Here is a 19,296-nt window from a genome sequence, read left to right on the forward strand (position 1 = left end):
TATAAACACGACGAAAAATATTATTATTTTATTGGTATAATTAATATTATTCGACTTTAAATTCAAGAGCATATTTTGCTTTAATACTAGTTAAATGGGCGAAATTTTTTTCTAATAATTTATAAAAATAATATTTCTTGATCAGCATTATAGATCTAAAAATATTATTATTACTAAACAATATTTTTAGATCATTTATAGCAGTTATTGTATTACCGTGAACATCTTCATATATACAATAACCATTCACTACATAGGCTTGTATATAAGAATAATGATAAATTTTAATATAAGAAATATTGCTTATTAGCGGCAATATTCTATTTTCATATAATATGTCAATCATTATCTCATTATCGATAATTGCTTTTTCGATCATAGCTTTTAAACTAGTAGCTTGTTTTTTACCTAATAAGTTTTTATCTCTGATTATTATCTTCATTTATACACTAACCATGCTGAAAAACTTATACCTGATATTTTATATTTCTTATTTGAAAGACTGCAATCCCAAAAATAACCGATTTGAGCAGTTAACAAGTTTCTATTCTCTTTACCAAAATTAATTATCTTGGCAATTCCTAGCTGCTCATAAACTGAACTATCATATACATAACTGTAATTTTGCCGAGTATGGTATTTCGTAAAACTTGTAAGCATTATACCGTTTTTAAATTTAATCCCTTCACAAGTAGAAAAATTATAATACATCGTCTTAGAACCAATATTAATTGAATGTCCAAAGCTAAATATATTTTGATTAAAAATAGTAACAGGGCGGATATTTTATTCTTATTCCCATTAGTAAAGATATCTCGCCTCAAAAATCTTCTCTAAGTTTTTTACTCTTACTCATTAAAATTTTAGGCTGAGCCGAAATAACAAAATCTTTATCTTCAAATAGCTTCAATTTATAGTAAATAGAAGCATCCGTGCTTATGTTTTTTTCATTCAAAAATTTATCTTCTTTGTACAAAAAATGTACTCCAATATTTTGATTATTGGTAATACCGTATTCTACAGTACTACTTACAAATTGCTCATATTGATCAGAGGATAATTCTACTATCTTCTGCTCTAATCTTTTTATTTGTCGTAAGATTTTTGTATGAAGACTCGGCTGATCACTTACTTTTTTGAGGTATTCCCATAGATAAGCTACTCTTTCTCTTATGTATAAAATAGCTTCTTCTCTTTGCTTTTTCTCGTTTTTTGATATCTTATTAACTTTATTACCCCCTACAATATATCTATATCTTCTCCTTGCTCTAACAACCATGCCGAAGCATGTACCTTATTAATATCAAAAATAATTATAAGGCATACTAGACAATAATATAATCTTAATACCATAGCCGCTTAAATTTAAAAAGTACACTATAATACAATTATAAATTGAGTAAAGAGTTAGGTTAAAAAAATTTAAATTGCAGTAGTAATGATTTTATAACTTAAAATTCATTCAAATTGGAGAGGAAAATATGAACGCAATATAGAACTATTACTTTTACCGAAGAAAGTAGAACAGCAAATATTAATATATCCCCCCCCGATAAAATAACCATTGGAGCTAATCAGCGTGTTACGTTTGAAAGCCTAGGCAATGTTGCGGAATTAATCTTAGGACCACATAGTAGTGTTAAAGTAACAGATCTTAATCATAAGGTATTTATAAATAATACCAATCGAGATAAGATAATTATATTATCAGGTGAACATATTGCTTTTGATGATAATCCATACGCTTAATAAATATGTTATTCTCGTGGAAGATTGGTTGCGTGGATACATGCACCGTCATTGCGAGGGGCAAAGCGATGCGGCAATCCAGAGAAATAATAAAAAAATGCTAATTTATAGCATTTTTTGCAATGACGGGAAAACTGATCCACTTAGCAACTTTCTAAGACCCAAGCAGTACCTGATTTTGTAGTTTAAATAATTCCGCAGCTCCGCCTCTAGCAAGTTTTAACATTGCTAAAAACTGCTCTTCGGAAAAAGGATTTTTCTCTGCCGTGCCTTGTACTTCGATTAAATTACCGTTACCTGCAAACACAAAATTACTATCCACGTCCGCATCACTATCTTCTAAATAATCCAAATCTAGTATCGCCTCACCTTTATATATACCGCAAGAAATAGCTGCAATTTGACTAATTAACGGGTTCACCTTTAAAACTCTCTTTTTCATCAAGGACCTAATAGCTAGGTGCAATGCCACGTAGCTCCCTGTTATTGCTGCAGTTCTAGTACCACCATCAGCATTAATAACATCACAATCTATGATAATTTGCCTCTCGCCGAGTTTCTTCACGTCAATTACACATCGCATCGCCCTACCTATTAAACGCTGTATCTCTTGCGTTCTTCCGCCTTGTTTTCCGAGTGCCGCTTCTCTTTTAATACGCTGTGATGTAGAACCGGGAAGCATACCGTACTCGGCAGTAATCCAGCCTTGATTTTGTCCCCTCAAGAATGGCGGTACGGTAGTTTCACAAGTAGCACTACACATGACATGTGTATTACCTATTTTAATAAGACATGAACCTTCCGCATTAATAAGCGGAGATAATTCTAATGAAATAGGACGTAATTGGTTGCTTTTTCTTCCTGACTGTCTCATAATACAATTTGTACTCCATAAGTAAAAATAAATAGTAGACGAAGTTTAATTTGGAAAAGAGTAAGGCGTTTCATATTTTTTGACCGCAGCGTACATACTAGTAGTACGTGAGGATAAAAAAATACCAAACAACGACGCCAATTTTTCAAATTAAACGAGTATACTATTGAAAAAAATTTTTATTATATATATATATCTCAAAAAAGAACATAAATATAAAGTAAATAATATGATAGACGATAATATAGAAAATAATGAACAAACAATAAATGATATTGCTGAAGAGATAGTTGAAACGGCAAATCCGGAGATAACAGCGTTAAAAGCCGAGATTGAAGAGCTAAAAGATAAGCTAATAAGAACTACTGCCGAAATAGACAATACAAGAAAGCGTTTAGAAAAAGCACGTGACGAAGCAAAAGATTATGCAATTGCTACATTTGCTAAAGAACTACTAAATGTTAGTGATAATCTTTCAAGAGCATTAGCACATAAACCAGCAAATTCTGATGTAGAAGTCACAAATATTATTGCAGGCGTTCAGATGACTAAAGACGAGCTAGACAAAGTCTTTCATAAACATCATATTGAAGAAATAAAGCCGGAAATAGGATCAATGTTCGACTATAATTTACATAATGCAATTGCGCAGATAGAACATCCCGATCATGCACCGAATAGTATTATTACTTTAATGCAATCAGGATATAAAATTAGAGATAGACTACTTCGTCCTGCTACTGTACAAGTAGTTAAAAAACCTTAATACTCGATGAACTTCAAAAATTGGCGTCCGTCGTTTTACAAGAGCTTCGGTGCTCACGTATTAATAAGTATACGCTGTGATCTTCGCCTTGTGAACTCCTAGCTCTTTTTGAAGTTGATCTTCGTATAGAAAATGGGCAAAATAATATGAATAGAACCGTTATATTTTGGCTAGTTTTTTTAGGGCTTTTTATAAGCGGTTTTATGCTAATTTCAGACGCAGTAAAACCATTTTTTATCGCATTTATAATATCTTACTTATTACAACCTACTATAGGTTTTATCGCATCAACATTTAAAATATCAAATAAATTTGCATCAAGCATAATTTATTTGATATTTTTGAGCATATTTTTCTTAAGCTTAACTATTTTAGTGCCGATAATTTATGGACAAATTTTTACTTTTATAAATAATATTCCAAAATATAACAATTATTTACAGGCAGAAATATTACCGCCTATAATGGCAAAAATTTATTCGATCGAACCTGATATTGCCGATAAAATCAAGAATTCTTTAAGCAATTTTATAAATAGTATATTTACTATACTTGGCAGTGTTGCTAATAATTTTTGGCGTTATACTATTATAACTATTAACATATTTGTTTTATTTTTACTTATACCTATAATATTATTCTATTTCCTACGTGATTGGGCTAAAATTATTGCAAACATGAAATCATTATTACCTATAAAAACCCGACCGAAAATCCTTGAAATATTATCGGCAATTAATAATCTGTTATCTGCTTACATAAGAGGACAGCTAAATATTTGCTTATTATTATCTACTTATTATAGTATTGCATTTACCGTAATAGGTATTGATCTCGCTCTTTTACTTGGCATTTTAACAGGATTTTTAGTTATTATTCCTTTCCTTGGTACTTTTATATCGTTTCTTTTAACTCTAATTATCGGTTATTTAACTTTTGGTGTAACTACCAAATTACTATATATAATGATAATTTATCTAGTTGGAAATATTTGCGAGTCTTATATTTTTACCCCTAAAATTATCGGTGATAAAATAGGGTTGCATCCTCTTTGGATTATATTCTCAATTTTTGCCTGTGGCAGTTTATTTGGAATTATTGGAATATTTTTTGCTATACCGATTGCAGGGATTACAAAAATTTTACTTTTGAATCTAATTAAATTTTATAAATCTAGCAAATTCTATCGAATAGACGGCTAAAAAATTCTTATAACAGTGCAGCAATATATATTTCGTTTTACTACTTCTAATAAATATCATCCTGATGAATTTATTGTTTCTAATTCTAACGATCAAGCTTATAATATTATAAAAAATTGGCAGTACGGCTTTGGCATTAACCCTTATAAATTTACTTTATTAATTAAAGGACCTTCTTCGTCAGGCAAAACTTATTTAACCAAAATATGGCAAAATTTAAGCAATGCCTATATTATTAAAGATATTTTTTTTAATGAAGAAATTTTAGAAAAATATAATGCTTTCATCATTGAAGATATTGAAAACTGGCAAGAGCCGACATTACTTCATATATTTAATATTATTAACGAAAAACAAAAATATCTTTTACTTACCGCATCTGATAAAAGCAGAAATTTTACTTTACCCGATTTATCTTCACGTATTAAATCAGTACTTAGTATTCTATTAAACTCACCTGATGATGAATTAATCAAAATTCTAATATTTAAGCATTTTGCTATTTCTTCGGTAACAATATCCGGACAAATAATAGATTTTCTTTTAGTAAATTTGCCTAGGGAATATTCTAAAATTATAGAAATATTAGAAAATATTAACTATTTTGCTTTAATTTCCAAAAGAAAAATAACAACTTCATTAGTCAAAGAAGTTTTAAATAAGTATAAGCATAAAACATTGTAACTTTTTCCTTGACTTGAAATCTTCTCAATATAACCTTGCTATAAATTAACTTTTTAGAAAAAATTGTGTTGGGATACGAAAAAAACAAAAAAGTTTAAACAGAGAACAAAAACGGGCTATAGTATGCTATATGTTCATATGGCAGTACTAATTAATGAGCTTTTCTTTCCGCAATATGATACTCACGTTAATCGACTTCTTGCAGTTTTTTCTTTTTGTTCTACTTTTATTTTTAGACCCTTAAGAGCTTTATTATTTGGCTGGATAGGAGATAATATAGGTTGGAAATCCACGGTCATTATTACACCACTATTTTAATTATCATTTTCTTGCATCGTTATGGCTAATCTTCCTACTTATGGTGCTAGTGCCGCCTGGATAATAACAATATGCCGTTATAGTGCAAGGTATGTCATCCATGGGAGCAAGAGTAGGAGCAGAATTATATTTAACGGAATCTGTTGGAGTTCCTAAACGCTTCCCTGCCGTAGCATTTGTAGGGGTGTGTGCTAGCTTAGGATTAACTGTGGCCCTTGACATAGCAACCTTAGTTACATCCTATGGCTTTAATTGGCGTATCGCATTTTGGGTAGGTGCAGGAATTGCATTAATAGGTAGTGCTGCTAGGACTACTTTGCGAGAAACACCGGATTTTGTTGATGCTAAGCGTAGAATACAAGAAACGATAAAAGATATAATTGATGTAGCAAAGATAAAAAATAATCCTGTATGGCAAGAAAAAGTTAATAAGAAGACTGCAATCTATTATTTTTTAATACCACTAGCACAACCAGTATGGTTTTATTTTGCTTATATTCATTGTAGTAATATACTAAAAAATACCTTTGGTTACACCAGTGAACAGATTATACATAATAATTTTATAGCATAGATAGGTTCATATATAATATGAACCTATCTATGCTATAAAATATATCCATTAATTCTTATAAAATTTAGGTTATTAATATTTTGGTTATTTGCTTTTATATATTCTTATTTATTATCAACTGTAGCCAGTCCTTTTGCAGTTCTTTTTATACAATCATTTTTTATTATCTTTAGACCTGATGCTTTTCCTGCGTACCTATATATATAAAACATTTTCCAATTTTTAAACGTTTTAATATCCAAGTTGGTTATTTGCTTTATCACAAGCCTTAATGCATATTATTACCTCTTTTGGACTAGTTTTTTTAGTTAAATATTTTGATAATTGGGGAATATTGTTTATATTAATTCCAGTAAGTATAAGCTTTACGTGGGGAATATTATATTGTGAAAAGCTGGATAAAGTGGTTGAAAGTTATCCTCAAACTTCGTTAGTGACCGTTCCAGCGGATAATCTTTAGGATATAGATACTGATAGCATAAAAATAAGAGCCTTTCTTTTATTACTGGAATTTTAAAGTATGCGCAGCTATAGTTACAAAATTTATTAAAGTCTCTTCAATAATTTTTTTAGCTTTCTCAGGTGATTTAGCTCCTAAAGTCTGTATATTAGGACTCTATCAAAAAGTTTTATCTTTTCTGTTTAATTAATAGATTTAAGCTTTCTTCAGCAGTGATTTTCCCGTAAGGTTTAATTCTAGTTAGGCCTTCTACATGTTTCGCTACCTCTGCTCCAAAAATGCCGTTAATCATTTCTTCAGTTAATTGCTGTATCCTCAATAGTATCATAAAGTAACGCAGCTTGTAACATTATGGTCGTAAAAAGCTTAGGAACTTCTTCAGCTACAAACTCTGCAAGCATAATCGTCACCTCAATCGGATGGGAGTAATAAGGATCACCTGATTGATGACGCATTTGAGAACCGTGATATTTACGAGCGTAGTAAATGCCTTTTTTAACCTCCTCTATATCAATAGGATTTTTTACTTTAGTGTTTAAATTTTCGAGTTTATCAAGTAATTTTTTAGCGTAAACGTATACTTCAAACTTTTTTTTCCTAGAGCCTATATCTTCCATAAAAGTTATTTTTTATTTTTTGTTAATAATAGTTGATTACAATTAAAGCAAAAATTAAAAAATTGTAATAATATTTTAACTTTAAATATGTTAGCAACCTTTGGTTATTTTGTATTTTAACAACTATCATTTTACTTTATTAGCTGCTTTAACTTCCACTTCCTCGTGCAATTTATACTTTGCTATTTTTTTTGAAAATCTAGTAAAAATAACGGCAAAAGTAATAAATAATGCGGAAAAGAATTACAGTAGAATTCAGAAAGGTTCCAACAAGACAAATTTAAAGGCGAGCGAGCTAGGCGTATATTAATATGTGAGCAAGGACGATAGTACAAAATTCGCTTGTATCAAGCTTTATGAATTATGCTGTATATGAAAGATTCTAAAAACTCGTATGGATCAGGAAATTTATTCAGTGTCATACCATGGCTTGTTGACCACGATATAGCATTATTACGCGGATCGATTCCGCCCATGTCATCCTAGTTCGCTTGACCGCAGGTTCCAAAAACAATAGCCAAGTAATGTAATATGGCTAAAGCGAGATAAAAAAGATATAAACTGTCATACCAGGACTTGTTCCCGGTATCCAGAAGACCTTAAAAAGTTTTGGATCCCGTGGTCAAACCACGGGATGACAAATTAATAGCATACCATTTTTTTTAACCCTATCTATATCAATCTCTAAATAGACAATCTCTTCTCGTTTTCTTCTTGTCAACGCATTACGTAAACTTTATTAGACTTCTTCAGAAATAAGGATTTATAACGCCAGTTTAGGATAAGAGAAAATAAAAACTTGATGCTTTTATAACGCGCATTTAGAGTATAAGAAGGATATAGAGAGATGATAATATAGAAGTGGTTGCAAGGATTTGAGTGTTGAGATATATAAGATTTATTCAAAAAATATACTCTCAACATGAAGAAATGTATCATAAGTTTATTCTGTATACTAGATAATTTTTGCAACATAGTATGAGGAATGGGAGCAAAAGAAATCAATACCAAAAGATAGGCAACGTCAGAGAGAAGGGAGTTTAAAACTCTGCGAGTTACTAACTATAGTATTATATTTTTATTTATCACCGTGTAAGGACTTTAAAAATTACTATTTATATTATTTATCATACAAATGCAGAGGTTATTTTAAACTACCGAGTTATAGTCGGATAATACAACCATGGCCGAGGCTAGTTTTACCGCTTGTTATAATGCTACAATTATTTAGGGGTGAAGATACAGGGGTTTATTTTATCGATTCAACTAAATTATCTATATGCCATACAAAGCGTACAAGTAATAATCGAGTGTTTAGTAATATTGCTAAAATAGGTATGAGTAGCTATGGTTGGTTTATGGGTTTTAAGTTACATATAGAATTAATAATAAAGGTCAAATTATGGCAGTCAACATTACCAAAGCAAATAGTAGTGATTTATCAGTAGCAAGCAGTATAACTACCGCATTAAAAGGCAAAATCTTTGGTGATAAAGCTTATATCTCTAAGGATTTATTTAGCATATTAAACTCTAGAGGCTTGCATTTATTTACAGGAATAAGGAAAGATATGAAGAATCTATCTATTAGATTTAGAAGATAAGATACTACTTCGTAAAAGATCGTTAATTAAGTCTATTCTTAACGTGTATTAAAGAAAAACATGAATCTTGAACATTCAAGACATAGGTCACCTAACAACTTTTTAGTTCATATTCTAGCTTGTGTTAATGCTTTTAATCTTACTAAAACTAATAAATTTATACCTTTTTTAAACAATTCACAACTTCCCTTATCCTAAACTGGCGTTTAGAGAGGAATTTGAAAGAGACACTTCACTTTGAACCGGAGCGTACATACTAGTATGTGAGGATGAGTGGTAAGGATTGACGTACAAATTACCTCTAGAAGTAGAGTTTCCGAAGAGGTCTATTGTATGACACTGAACGTGTTTCCTGATTTACACAATAAAAAACTATAACTATAAAGAATCTGGGGGTTTAGAAAAAGTACTAAAAAATGCTAAAATTTAGTATTTTAGTACTGGATTATTTCGTCAATTACTTTGTAATTTTATTGCAATGGCATTAAATTATTAACTAATATATACTTAGTTAGAAATGCCATTTCACAAAGATACTGTTTTTCTTGATAGGTTTTTAACTATTGTAACATTTAAAACTGAAAAGCTTAAGTTTAAGCTTCATTCATTGTTTGATATTTTCGTTGAAATACTAAAAACTTTTGATTGGTGGGCGATGACGGACTCGAACCGCCGACACTCTCGGTGTAAACGAGATACTCTACCAACTGAGCTAATCGCCCATATTTTTTATGAATTAGTAAAATAACATCACTTATAATTAATAAGCAGTATATAAATAATTTAGCAAAATTTTATTAGTTTTTGCTTTTAAATTACTATAAAGTGTTATTTACTTTCGTTCAAACTTTTTATTTGCCTTGATAATCTGCTGATTTTTCTTGAGGCGGTATTTAATTTAATTATATTTTTTTTCACACTTTGCATTATCTTAGACTGAGCAACAGATAAAGCTAAGTTAGCATTTTCTTTATTACCAAGACTGATTTCATGTACAACTTTCTTTATAAAAGTTTTTATTGCACTAGATCGTTTTTTATTGATTAGAGTTCTTTTTACTGTTTGTCTAGCAGCTTTTTTTGCTGAAGAATGATTAGCCATCACCGAGTCCCTTATATTTTAATTTTTAATTTCTTCATTAGCATCTTGCTGTATATTTCCTTTAGCATTAATATCTCTATCTACAAATTCAATATATGCTATCGGTGCTAAATCACCATAACGGAATCCGGCTTTTATTATTCTAGTATAACCACCAGGTCTATCTCTATATCTGGTACCTAAAATATTTATAAGCTTTTCTACTGCTTTTTTATCTTTTATTTTTGATAAAATGCTTCTTCTTACCATTAAATCAGCTTTTTTAGCTTTAGTAATTAGAGTTTCAATGTAAGGTCTTAATTCCTTAGCTTTTGGTAAAGTAGTTTTAATTTGTTCATGGGTTACAAGTGCTACAGCCATATTAGCGAGCATTGCTTGCCTATGACTACTTGTTACATTTAACTTTCCGCCTTTAATTTTATGTCGCATTTTTTAGTCCTTAATTATAAGAATCTTCATAACGTTTAGATAATTCCTGAATATTTTCCGGTGGCCAATCTGGTACATCCATACCGAATCTTAAATTAAATTTTGCCAATATTTCTTTAATCTCATTTAAAGATTTTCTACCGAAATTTGGAGTTCTCAGCATATCGGATTCCGTTCTTTTTACTAGATCCCCTATATATATTATATTATCATTTTTCAAACAATTTGCCGATCTAACGGATAATTCCAATTCATCGACTCTCTTAAGTAAATAAGGTGAAAATGGTAAAGCATCAGTTTTAACTTGCTTATCTTCTTCCTGTTCTTCAAAAGAAATAAATAATTGTAATTGCTCCTGTAAAATACGTGCAGCTAAACCTACAGCCATTTCAGGTAATAAATCACCGTTAGTTTCTACAAACATAATTAATTTATCATAATCGGTAACCTGACCTACCCTAGTATTTTCTACCTTATAAGTAACACTCTTTACCGGATTAAATAAAGCATCTATAGCTATTTCACCAATAGGTAAATTATCCTCATAACTATTTGTGCTCAGTACATATCCTTTACCAACCTTGCAAGTTAATTCCATTTCAAGCTGCTTGTCCTTAGCTAGATCACAAATTACATGATCCGGATTCAGTATTTCTACATCATGACCTGTTTCAATCATACCAGCCGTTACAACACAAGGTCCTGTTGCTTTTAATTTCATGATACGTTTTTCTGCAACATGCATTTTTACTTCAATACCTTTAATGTTTAAAATCATTTCCGATACATCTTCTTTTACACCGGGTATAGAAGAAAATTCATGTTCTATAGCAGGGATCTTTATAGAAGTGATAGCTGCTCCTTGTAAAGAAGAAAGTAATACTCTTCTCATAGCATTACCGAGTGTTAAACCAAAACCTCTTTCTAAAGGTTCAACTACAATTTTAGCTTTATTATTGGTTTCTGGAAAATTTTCATAAGCGACTTTATTCGGCTTTATTAAAGTATTCCAATTTTTACTTAACGATAACATTTAATACCTATGATTCTCTTATACTCTTCTTCTTTTTGGCGGTCTTACTCCATTATGAGCAATTGACGATACATCTAAAATTGATGTAACCACAAAATTTTGTCCGAATAAAGCTCTCATTGCTGATTCACGCTGAGCCCCCGGTCCTCCAATCCTAATAGAAATAGTTTTTAGACCATATTCTTTTGCTTTTTCCGATGCTCTATCAATTGTTACTTGAGCTGCATAAGGTGTTGCTTTTCTTGCCCCTTTAAACCCATTACCTCCTGCCGATGCAGAAGAAATAGTATTACCTTGGATATCAGTAAATGTTACTATAGTATTATTAAATGATGCTCGGATATGCACAACACCAAGAGTGATAGTTTTTTTCTTTTTCTTAACTTTAACCGTCTGATTCATTATTTATACTCTATACTTAAACTATTATTTTACAGCTTTTTTCTTTCCGGCTATCGCAATAGCTTTACCTTTTCTAGTTCGAGCATTAGAATGCGTGTTCTGTCCTCTCACCGGCAACTTACGTATATGTCTAAGTCCTTGATAACATCTTATATCTTTCTTTTTCTTAATATTAAGCGTAACTTCTCGTCTTAAATCACCCTCAACTTTATACTCACTTTCAATAATATTACGTAAGCTTATTAACTCTTGATCTGTCAGTTCTTTCACTTTTTTCTCTTTCGATATTTTTGCTTTATTACAGATCTCTGCTGCCATAGTAGGCCCAAGACCGTAAATGTAAGTTAAACTCACAACTAAACGTTTATTATCAGGAATATTAACACTTGCAATTCTTGCCACAAATAATCTCCAAAATTTTACTGGTAACTAGAAAATAATAAAAAAATCTTTGATAAAGTCAATTTATTTTTAGTATTTCCTGTATATCAATTTCTATTTCTTGTTCATTTTTACTTCCATTAACTATATAAAAATTACCACTATTTTTATAATAATCTATTAACGGATATGTTTCTGTTTTATATACTTCAATTCTTTTTTTTATTACTTCTTCATTATCGTCTTTTCTATAATCAAATGTACTTGAACCGCAGACATCACATACATTATCAGTTTTAGGCTGCAAGAAGTAACTGTTATATATTTTACCGCAATTTTTACAACTATATCTTCCTAAAATTCTTTTAATTAATAATGCATCTGAAACATCAAAATATATTATTTTAATTTTTTCTTTAATAAATGATTCAAAAAATTTCGCTTGCTCTAAATTACGCGGATATCCATCTAATATGTATCCGTTTTTATATTCAGAGGGTAATAAAAAATTTTTGATTACTTGATTAACTATTTCATTAGGGATAAGCTCCCCTTGCTTAACATAATTATTAATTAACTCTGCTTCACTAGTTGATGTTTTAATAATTGTTCTAAATATATCACCGATTGCTATATGTGGTAAATCAATTTTTTTAGCTATCTTTTTTCCTTGTGTTCCCTTTCCCGCTCCTGGCGGACCTAAAAAAATTACTATCACTATTTAAGCTCATTTTTAATTTTTTAATTTTACTTTCTTCATTAAACCTTCATACTTACTACTAAATAAGTAAGTTTGAATCTGAGTCATAGTATCAAGTACCACGTTCACTACAATTAAAAAACTCGTACCTCCTAAAGAAAGAGAGATTACATATTTATTCATTAATAGCTCCGGAATTACACATATTACACTTAAATATATCCCACCTATAACCGTAAGCCTTGTAAGTATATAATCAAAATAACCAGACGTATTTTTCCCTGGTCTTTTACCTGGAATATAAGCACCGTATTTTCTTAAATTATTAGCAGTTTCTTCAGAATTAAATACTATTGCAGTATAAAAAAAACTAAAAAACATAATTAATGCTACATATAATAAAATATATACGGGTTTTCCATGCCCTAAGTAATAAGTAAGCATGCCCATAGTTTCTGAATTACTATTAGAAAAATTAGCAAGCGTAGCAGGAAATAGTAAAATTGAACTAGCAAATATTGGAGGTATTACACCAGAAGTATTTAACTTGAGAGGCATATGGGTTGCTTCGCCTCCATAAATTTTATTTCCTACTTGTCTTTTAGGATACTGCACCAATAATTTTCTTTGTGCTTTTTCAAAAAATATAATTATAGCTATTAATACAACTACTCCAATACAAACAGCTATCGCTATTAAAGGCGATAATGCTCCTTTTCTTGATAATTCAAACATACTAATAATAGCACTAGGTACTCCCGAAATTATACCTATAAATATAATTAAAGACGTACCATTACCTATTCCGCGTTGTGTAATTTGTTCGCCTAACCACATTAATAGCATCGTGCCTACAACCAAAGTAATTACGGTTGTAACTCTAAAGAAAAAACCCGCTAAAATTACTACAGGACCGGTATTTGTTACAATCGACTCTAAACTTATAGCAACCCCATAAGCCTGAAAAGAAGCAAGCAGAACCGTTAAATATCTCGATAGCTGATTTACTTTTCTTTTACCGACTTCCCCTTCTTTTTTTAAATTTTCCAAAGGTTTATATGCAACTGACATTAATTGGATAATAATTGAGGCGGTAATATACGGCATAATTGCTAAAGCAAAAATGGACATTCTACCTAGCGATCCTCCGGATAGCATATTAAACATTCCAAGTATTCCGGATTGATTCTTTGCAGCCACACTACTTAAAGCAATTGAATCTATACCAGGTATAGGTATAAAAGACCCAAATCTACATACTATAAGAATGAGAATAGTAAAAACAATGCGACTAACTAAATCATTACCGGATTTTTTAGAAAAATGCTGCCCCATATACTATAATAATTTTCCACCTGCTTTCTCGATTAAATCCTTAGCTTTAGAAGAATAAGCATCTAATTTTAACGATAGAGGAGAAGCGAAATCATCACTACAAATAGATAGTAATTTCACTAATTTCTTATTATTTTTATTATTAACTACTCCGGCTTCTACCAATTTTTCTTTCGTAATAGTATCATCAGCACTTAAACGCCCATTGGCTAATGCTTCTTCAATATAATAAATATTTATTATATTGTATTTTTTAGTTGAAATACAATTAAACCCTCTTTTAGGTAGTCTTTTGATCATAGGTGTTTGACCACCTTCAAAACCTTTTATTGCAACGCCGGATCTAGATTTTTGACCTTTAATTCCTCTACCGCCGGTTTTTCCTTTACCACTACCAATACCGCGTGCTATTCTTTTCTTATTTTTTTTAGCACCTATATTATTATATAATTCATTTAATTTCATTTAAAAACTCTAATTACATATTTTCTATTTTTAACAAATGCTTTACTTTTTTAACCATCCCTTTGATTGAATTAGTATTTGCAAGAATAACGCTCTTATTAATTTTGTTTAAACCAAGCCCAACTAATATCAATTTTTGATCATACTTACGACCTATAGCACTTTGAACTTGAGTAATTTTTATATTATTGATCTTATTATTCATAACTTCACCTTACTTACGCAACATTATTCATTAACTTGAATGTCAGCAGATTTTACAGATATTTCATTTACTTTTTTATCTCTTCTCATAGCAATAGACTTTGGTGATGCAAGTTTATTTAATGCATCAAATGTTGCAGAAATCATTGCGTAAACATTCGTTGAACCTATTGATTTAGCAACAATATCATGAACGCCTAAAGAGTCAAAAATTGCTCTCATAGATCCTCCGGCTATAACGCCTGTACCTGCTTTAGCTCTTCTTAAAATCACTTTAGCAGCTCCACTTTTACCGACAACATCATGGTGAATAGTCCTATTTTGATATAACGGCACTTTCATCATTCTCTTTTTAGCAGCTTGTTTTGCCTTTCCTCGAGCTTCATTTACTTCTTTAGCTTTTCCGTGTCCTGCTCCGACTCTGCCAGCTTTATCACCGACAACTACATAAGCAGAAAAAGCAAATCTTCTACCGCCTTTTACTACTTTTGTAACTCTATTTACATCAACTAAAACTTCACTTAAAGTCTCATCATTTTTTTTAACTTTAGACATTACTACAACCTTATAACCTAAAATTTTATTTTCTCTCTAGCTGCATCAGCTAGAGCTTTTACAACACCGTGATACTTATATCCGCCTCTATCAAACACTACGTCTTTTATCCCTGCAGAATCAGCTTTTTTTGCTATTTCTTCGCCTACTTTGATAGCATTTTCAACATTACAATGAGATTTTTTTAATTTTTTTATTTTCTCATCTAAAGTTGAAGCAGAAGCAATCGTTATAGACTTAGAATCATCAATAATTTGTGCATATATATGTCTACCTGACTTAAATATTGATAATCTAACTCTATTAGATGTTTTAGATATTTTATGTCTTATTCTACTTCTTCTTTTTTCAAATTTTAGCTTAGCACTACGCATATTTAACTCTTAAATTTAATTTTTCTTACCTTCTTTACGCGGTATAAATTGATTTTCAAATTTAATTCCTTTTCCTTTATAAGGCTCAGGTGGTCTCTGTTTTATAATAATTGAAGCAAATTGTCCTAATTTTTCTTTATCTGTTCCCTCAAGAATAATAATATTTTGCTTAGGCATCTCTACTTTAATATCTGAAGGTATTTCAATTTTTGTATTATGGCTTTTAGCAAGCATTAAATTTAAATATTTACCTTTGACCATTGCCCTGTAACCGACCCCGTTAATTTCGAGTTTAAGCTTAAAACCTTCTTTAACGCCGGTAACCATATTTGATATTATGCTTCTTGCAGTACCCCACATAGCACGTGCATTTTTATTTGCGGCTAAAGGTTTTACTAAAAGCTTATTTTCTGCCAATGAAATTGCTATATTACCTTTAAAAGTTTTTGATAATTCGCCTTTAGGTCCGGATATTTTTACTTCTAAATCATTTAAACCAATTTTTACACCTTCAGGTATAGTAATCGGCAATTTTCCAACACGTGACATTTTTTTACCTTAAAATACTTTACAAATTACTTCGCCGCCGACATTTTTAATATGAGCTTCTCTATCAGACATAACACCGTAAGGAGTAGAAAGAATATATATACCCATATTATTATAATATCCTTTCAAATCTTTAATAGCAGAATATACTCTTTTTCCAGGCTTTGATACTCTATGAATTTCGCATATAGAAGCATCGCCATTAACAGAGTATTTTAAAGCTACCTCGGTATAACTAATATTATTTTTTTGAGTAGTTATATAATCTTTTATATAACCTTCTTTTTGTAAAACATCTAAAATTGAAGTTTTAATTTTAGAACTAGGAAAAGAAACATTTATCAATTTGCTTTTATAAGCATTTCTAATTCTAGTTAACATATCTGCTACATTATCCGTCATTGACATATGATTCACCTATCAACTTTTACCAACTTGACTTAACTACACCGGGCACTAAGCCTCTGCCTATTAATTCTCTAAGCTTATTCCTCGATATACCAAACTTTCTTGTAACACCTCTTGGTCTACCTGTAAGCTCACATCTATTTCTTATTCTAGTAGATGATGAATTTCTAGGTAATTGTGCAAGTGACATTACCAAAGAAAAACGCTCTTCTAATGAAATATTTTTATCATAAATTTTACTTTTTAGTGCTAAACGTTTATTATGTAAACTTTGTGATTTTTTTTTCCTACTTTCGTTCTTTTTTATAGAACTTACTTTTGCCATTATATATATCCTAAAAATTAATTATAAAAAGGTAAATTAAACCCTGATAACAAAAATTTACTTTCTTGATCTGTTTTAGCAGATGTAACGATTGTAATATCCATACCCCTTATTGTATCGATTTTATCGTAATTAATTTCAGGAAAAACTATCTGCTCTTTTAATCCAAAAGTAAAATTCCCTTTACCATCAAAACTTTTATAAGAAAAACCGCGAAACTCCTTAACACGGGGTAATGCAACAATTACTAACCTCTCTAAAAAATCATACATTCTATCTTTACGTAATGTAACCTTGCAGCCTATTTTCATATTTTCGCGTAACTTAAAAGTTGCAATAGATTTTCTTGCTAACGTTACAACCGGCTTCTGACCGGAAATCAAAGTAAGATCATTTACTGCATTATTAATTACTTTGGAATCGGCTGTTGCTTCCCCTACTCCCATATTTATAACAATTTTCTTAATTTGCGGTATTTCGTGTTTATTTTTATAAGAAAATTTTTTTTGTAAGTTTTCAATAATTCTCTGCTGATATAATTCTTTAAATCTTAACATTATTTACCTTCCTTACCGATAATTTCCCCTGATTTCTTTGCTACTCTAACCTTAGAACCGTCTTCTAAGAATTTAAAAGCTATCTTGGTAGGGTTACCGGTTTTTGGATCGATGTGTGCAATATTTGAGATATGTATAGGTAATTCTTTAGTTATGATCCCGCCTTCACTCATTTGATTAGATTTAGTATGCTTTTTTACTAAATTTACTCCAGAAACAATTACTTTACTGTCCTCCGGGAAAACTTTTAATATTTTACCTTTTTTTCCTTTGTACTTTCCGGTAATAACAACAACTTCATCACCTTTTTTTACTTTTAATTTAATCATTTATAACACTTCCTCTGCAAGCGACATTATTTTAACATATTTTTTCGCTCTAAGTTCTCTTGTAACAGGACCGAAAACTCTAGTACCGATAGGTTCATCTTGTTTATTCAAAAGCACTAATGCGTTTTTATCAAATTTTATTGTACTACCGTCAGGTCTTACTACTCCAGTCTTTGTACGCACAATCACGCCTTTACACACATCACCCTTTTTAACCTTACCATCGGGTATAGCGTCTTTAACAGATACAACTATAACATCACCCAGCTTTGCCACCATATGGTGCGAACCACCTAAAACTTTAATACACATAACCTTTTTAGCACCGGAATTATCTGCAACTTCCAAGATGCTCTGCATTTGAATCATAAACTACTTCCAATTTTTTATACATGAGAAATAAAATAAACAATCTACCTTATAAAGTCAAAGATTAAAAAACTTTATTCCCCATTGACCACTACCCATGTTTTGGTTTTTGAGATAGGACGACTTTCAATTATACTAACTTTATCTCCTTCTTGATATTTATTTTCTGAATCATGAGCAGCATATTTTTTAGATACTTTCACGAATTTTTTATAAATAGGATGCTTAAACTTTCTTTCTACTTTTACTGTAACCGTCTTATCAGCTTTTGAACTTATAACCACGCCTTGTAACACTCTTTTCGGCATTTTAATATTCCTCACTATTAGATCTTTTTGTTAATTCAGTTTTAATACGTGCTATAGACTTTTTGACTAACGAAAACCTACTAGTATTTTTTAACTCACCTAAAGCTTGTTGAAATCTTAAATTAAACAATTCTTTTTTTAAAAGATTAAGGTTTTTATAAAGCTCTTCTATTGTTTCAGTAGATAACTTACTGCTTAATAATTTTAAATTATTCATAACGTCTCACTATCCTTGTTCTAACAGGTAATTTTGCACTTGCAAGCTCCAAAGCTCTAAGTGCAACATTTTCTTCTACCCCTTCAATTTCAAACATAATTCTTCCAGGTGAAACTCTAACTGCAAAAAATTCAGGAGAACCTTTACCTTTACCCATTCTTACTTCGGCAGGCTTTTTAGAAACGGGAACATCCGGAAAAATGCGAATCCATAATCTTCCTTGCCTTTTCATACATCTAGTAGCAGCTTTTCTTCCTGCTTCTATTTGTCTTGCAGTAACACGCCAACCGTCTATAGATTTTAGACCAAATGATCCAAAAGCAAGCGTCGTACCTGCTTTTGCTTTTGAAGCAACTCTACCCTTATGAGCTTTTCTAAATTTTTGTTTTTTCGGAGCTAACATTTTAA

At 30.6% G+C, this 19,296-nt stretch carries 29 protein-coding genes, 1 tRNA gene and 2 pseudogenes; 7 read left to right on the plus strand and 25 right to left on the minus strand.

The genetic code is table 11. The features are described 5' to 3' along the window. Positions 1-46 precede the first annotated feature (46 nt). The 3 genes and pseudogenes from A3305_RS09245 to rph form a co-directional block, all read right to left on the minus strand. On the minus strand, positions 47-442 hold the full coding sequence (locus A3305_RS09245) for a hypothetical protein (protein WP_196795996.1): 396 nt from the start codon (positions 440-442) through the stop codon (positions 47-49). Beyond that, positions 439-976: pseudogene (locus A3305_RS00705) on the minus strand (hypothetical protein). The gene A3305_RS09245 and the pseudogene A3305_RS00705 overlap by 4 nt, the downstream one beginning before the upstream one ends. Before the next feature lie 927 nt (positions 977-1,903). After that, on the minus strand, positions 1,904-2,623 hold the full coding sequence (gene rph / locus A3305_RS00720; protein ID WP_014392611.1) for a ribonuclease PH: 720 nt from the start codon (positions 2,621-2,623) through the stop codon (positions 1,904-1,906). Positions 2,624-2,852: 229 nt separating this feature from the next. Here rph and grpE point away from each other — a divergent pair, with 229 nt between their 5' ends. The 5 genes from grpE (at position 2,853) to A3305_RS09860 (ending at position 6,167) form a co-directional block, all read left to right on the plus strand. Then, positions 2,853-3,389, plus strand: a complete 537-nt coding sequence (gene grpE, locus A3305_RS00725; protein ID WP_014392612.1) for a nucleotide exchange factor GrpE — start codon at positions 2,853-2,855, stop codon at positions 3,387-3,389. A 146-nt stretch (positions 3,390-3,535) separates the two neighbouring features. Continuing rightward, the gene (locus A3305_RS00730) at positions 3,536-4,591 is read left to right on the plus strand and encodes an AI-2E family transporter (protein ID WP_014392613.1); all 1,056 of its coding nucleotides are present in this window, start codon (positions 3,536-3,538) and stop codon (positions 4,589-4,591) included. Between the two features lie 15 nt (positions 4,592-4,606). Next, entirely contained in the window at positions 4,607-5,275 is a 669-nt protein-coding gene (locus A3305_RS00735) for an HdaA/DnaA family protein (protein WP_014392614.1), read from the plus strand. Positions 5,276-5,413: 138 nt separating this feature from the next. Further along, positions 5,414-5,593, plus strand: coding sequence for a hypothetical protein (locus tag A3305_RS09855; protein WP_231289097.1), 180 nt, complete (start codon positions 5,414-5,416; stop codon positions 5,591-5,593). A gap of 91 nt (positions 5,594-5,684) precedes the next feature. Beyond that, on the plus strand, positions 5,685-6,167 hold the full coding sequence (locus tag A3305_RS09860; RefSeq protein ID WP_226983940.1) for an MFS transporter: 483 nt from the start codon (positions 5,685-5,687) through the stop codon (positions 6,165-6,167). A gap of 365 nt (positions 6,168-6,532) precedes the next feature. Here the strand turns inward: A3305_RS09860 and A3305_RS11755 are convergent. Continuing rightward, positions 6,533-7,244, minus strand: a pseudogene (locus tag A3305_RS11755) (HD domain-containing protein). 1,214 nt (positions 7,245-8,458) lie between these two features. On the opposite strand from A3305_RS11755, the gene A3305_RS11105 reads away from it, so the two are divergent. Beyond that, positions 8,459-8,692 (plus strand): transposase, encoded by a 234-nt coding sequence (locus A3305_RS11105; RefSeq protein WP_014391702.1) that lies wholly within the window; start codon positions 8,459-8,461, stop codon positions 8,690-8,692. Continuing rightward, a complete protein-coding gene (locus tag A3305_RS11110; RefSeq protein ID WP_014391701.1) occupies positions 8,647-8,847 on the plus strand; it encodes a transposase in 201 nt (66 codons plus the stop codon). The genes A3305_RS11105 and A3305_RS11110 overlap by 46 nt, the downstream gene beginning before the upstream one ends. A 646-nt stretch (positions 8,848-9,493) precedes the next feature. On the opposite strand, the gene A3305_RS00765 is transcribed toward A3305_RS11110, so the two are convergent. The 21 genes from A3305_RS00765 to rplP all read right to left on the minus strand — a co-directional run bounded on the left by A3305_RS00765 (position 9,494) and on the right by rplP (position 19,291). Continuing rightward, a tRNA-Val gene (locus tag A3305_RS00765) sits at positions 9,494-9,569 on the minus strand. 106 nt (positions 9,570-9,675) lie between these two features. After that, the gene (gene rpsT, locus A3305_RS00770; RefSeq protein WP_014392616.1) at positions 9,676-9,948 is read right to left on the minus strand and encodes a 30S ribosomal protein S20; all 273 of its coding nucleotides are present in this window, start codon (positions 9,946-9,948) and stop codon (positions 9,676-9,678) included. An 18-nt stretch (positions 9,949-9,966) separates the two neighbouring features. Next, the gene (gene rplQ, locus A3305_RS00775) at positions 9,967-10,377 is read right to left on the minus strand and encodes a 50S ribosomal protein L17 (protein ID WP_014392617.1); all 411 of its coding nucleotides are present in this window, start codon (positions 10,375-10,377) and stop codon (positions 9,967-9,969) included. 10 nt (positions 10,378-10,387) lie between these two features. Next, positions 10,388-11,410 carry a DNA-directed RNA polymerase subunit alpha gene (locus A3305_RS00780; RefSeq protein WP_014392618.1) on the minus strand — a complete coding sequence of 341 codons (1,023 nt, stop codon included), beginning with the start codon at positions 11,408-11,410 and terminating at the stop codon, positions 10,388-10,390. 18 nt (positions 11,411-11,428) lie between these two features. Continuing rightward, positions 11,429-11,812: a 30S ribosomal protein S11 gene (gene rpsK, locus A3305_RS00785; protein WP_008580920.1), complete on the minus strand. Its 384-nt coding sequence runs from the start codon at positions 11,810-11,812 to the stop codon at positions 11,429-11,431. Between the two features lie 24 nt (positions 11,813-11,836). After that, positions 11,837-12,214, minus strand: a complete 378-nt coding sequence (gene rpsM, locus A3305_RS00790) for a 30S ribosomal protein S13 (protein ID WP_014392619.1) — start codon at positions 12,212-12,214, stop codon at positions 11,837-11,839. Positions 12,215-12,272: 58 nt separating this feature from the next. Then, a complete protein-coding gene (locus tag A3305_RS00795; protein ID WP_014392620.1) occupies positions 12,273-12,911 on the minus strand; it encodes an adenylate kinase in 639 nt (212 codons plus the stop codon). Positions 12,912-12,926: 15 nt separating this feature from the next. Then, positions 12,927-14,228, minus strand: a complete 1,302-nt coding sequence (secY, locus tag A3305_RS00800; protein WP_014392621.1) for a preprotein translocase subunit SecY — start codon at positions 14,226-14,228, stop codon at positions 12,927-12,929. Positions 14,229-14,231: 3 nt separating this feature from the next. Next, positions 14,232-14,693, minus strand: a complete 462-nt coding sequence (gene rplO, locus A3305_RS00805; RefSeq protein ID WP_014392622.1) for a 50S ribosomal protein L15 — start codon at positions 14,691-14,693, stop codon at positions 14,232-14,234. A gap of 13 nt (positions 14,694-14,706) precedes the next feature. Next, positions 14,707-14,898 carry a 50S ribosomal protein L30 gene (gene rpmD / locus A3305_RS00810; RefSeq protein WP_014392623.1) on the minus strand — a complete coding sequence of 64 codons (192 nt, stop codon included), beginning with the start codon at positions 14,896-14,898 and terminating at the stop codon, positions 14,707-14,709. A gap of 23 nt (positions 14,899-14,921) precedes the next feature. After that, entirely contained in the window at positions 14,922-15,452 is a 531-nt protein-coding gene (gene rpsE / locus A3305_RS00815) for a 30S ribosomal protein S5 (RefSeq protein ID WP_014392624.1), read from the minus strand. 17 nt (positions 15,453-15,469) lie between these two features. Next, the gene (gene rplR, locus A3305_RS00820) at positions 15,470-15,826 is read right to left on the minus strand and encodes a 50S ribosomal protein L18 (RefSeq protein WP_014392625.1); all 357 of its coding nucleotides are present in this window, start codon (positions 15,824-15,826) and stop codon (positions 15,470-15,472) included. Positions 15,827-15,841: 15 nt separating this feature from the next. Continuing rightward, entirely contained in the window at positions 15,842-16,375 is a 534-nt protein-coding gene (gene rplF / locus A3305_RS00825) for a 50S ribosomal protein L6 (RefSeq protein ID WP_014392626.1), read from the minus strand. Positions 16,376-16,384: 9 nt separating this feature from the next. Continuing rightward, positions 16,385-16,783: a 30S ribosomal protein S8 gene (gene rpsH, locus A3305_RS00830; protein ID WP_010977581.1), complete on the minus strand. Its 399-nt coding sequence runs from the start codon at positions 16,781-16,783 to the stop codon at positions 16,385-16,387. 19 nt (positions 16,784-16,802) lie between these two features. After that, positions 16,803-17,108 (minus strand): 30S ribosomal protein S14, encoded by a 306-nt coding sequence (rpsN, locus tag A3305_RS00835; protein ID WP_008580947.1) that lies wholly within the window; start codon positions 17,106-17,108, stop codon positions 16,803-16,805. Between the two features lie 17 nt (positions 17,109-17,125). Then, positions 17,126-17,665 carry a 50S ribosomal protein L5 gene (rplE, locus tag A3305_RS00840; protein ID WP_014392627.1) on the minus strand — a complete coding sequence of 180 codons (540 nt, stop codon included), beginning with the start codon at positions 17,663-17,665 and terminating at the stop codon, positions 17,126-17,128. Further along, on the minus strand, positions 17,665-17,994 hold the full coding sequence (gene rplX, locus A3305_RS00845; protein ID WP_014392628.1) for a 50S ribosomal protein L24: 330 nt from the start codon (positions 17,992-17,994) through the stop codon (positions 17,665-17,667). The genes rplE and rplX overlap by 1 nt, the downstream gene beginning before the upstream one ends. After that, the gene (gene rplN / locus A3305_RS00850; protein WP_014392629.1) at positions 17,995-18,363 is read right to left on the minus strand and encodes a 50S ribosomal protein L14; all 369 of its coding nucleotides are present in this window, start codon (positions 18,361-18,363) and stop codon (positions 17,995-17,997) included. A gap of 74 nt (positions 18,364-18,437) precedes the next feature. After that, entirely contained in the window at positions 18,438-18,671 is a 234-nt protein-coding gene (rpsQ, locus tag A3305_RS00855; RefSeq protein ID WP_004997812.1) for a 30S ribosomal protein S17, read from the minus strand. Between the two features lies 1 nt (position 18,672). Continuing rightward, positions 18,673-18,888 carry a 50S ribosomal protein L29 gene (rpmC, locus tag A3305_RS00860; RefSeq protein ID WP_014392630.1) on the minus strand — a complete coding sequence of 72 codons (216 nt, stop codon included), beginning with the start codon at positions 18,886-18,888 and terminating at the stop codon, positions 18,673-18,675. Beyond that, positions 18,881-19,291: a 50S ribosomal protein L16 gene (gene rplP, locus A3305_RS00865; RefSeq protein ID WP_011270636.1), complete on the minus strand. Its 411-nt coding sequence runs from the start codon at positions 19,289-19,291 to the stop codon at positions 18,881-18,883. Before rplP ends, rpmC begins: the two co-directional genes overlap by 8 nt. Between the last annotated feature and the right edge of the window lie 5 nt (positions 19,292-19,296).

Origin of the sequence: Rickettsia amblyommatis, from assembly GCF_002078335.1 — a bacterium.
Taxonomy (GTDB): domain Bacteria; phylum Pseudomonadota; class Alphaproteobacteria; order Rickettsiales; family Rickettsiaceae; genus Rickettsia; species Rickettsia rickettsii.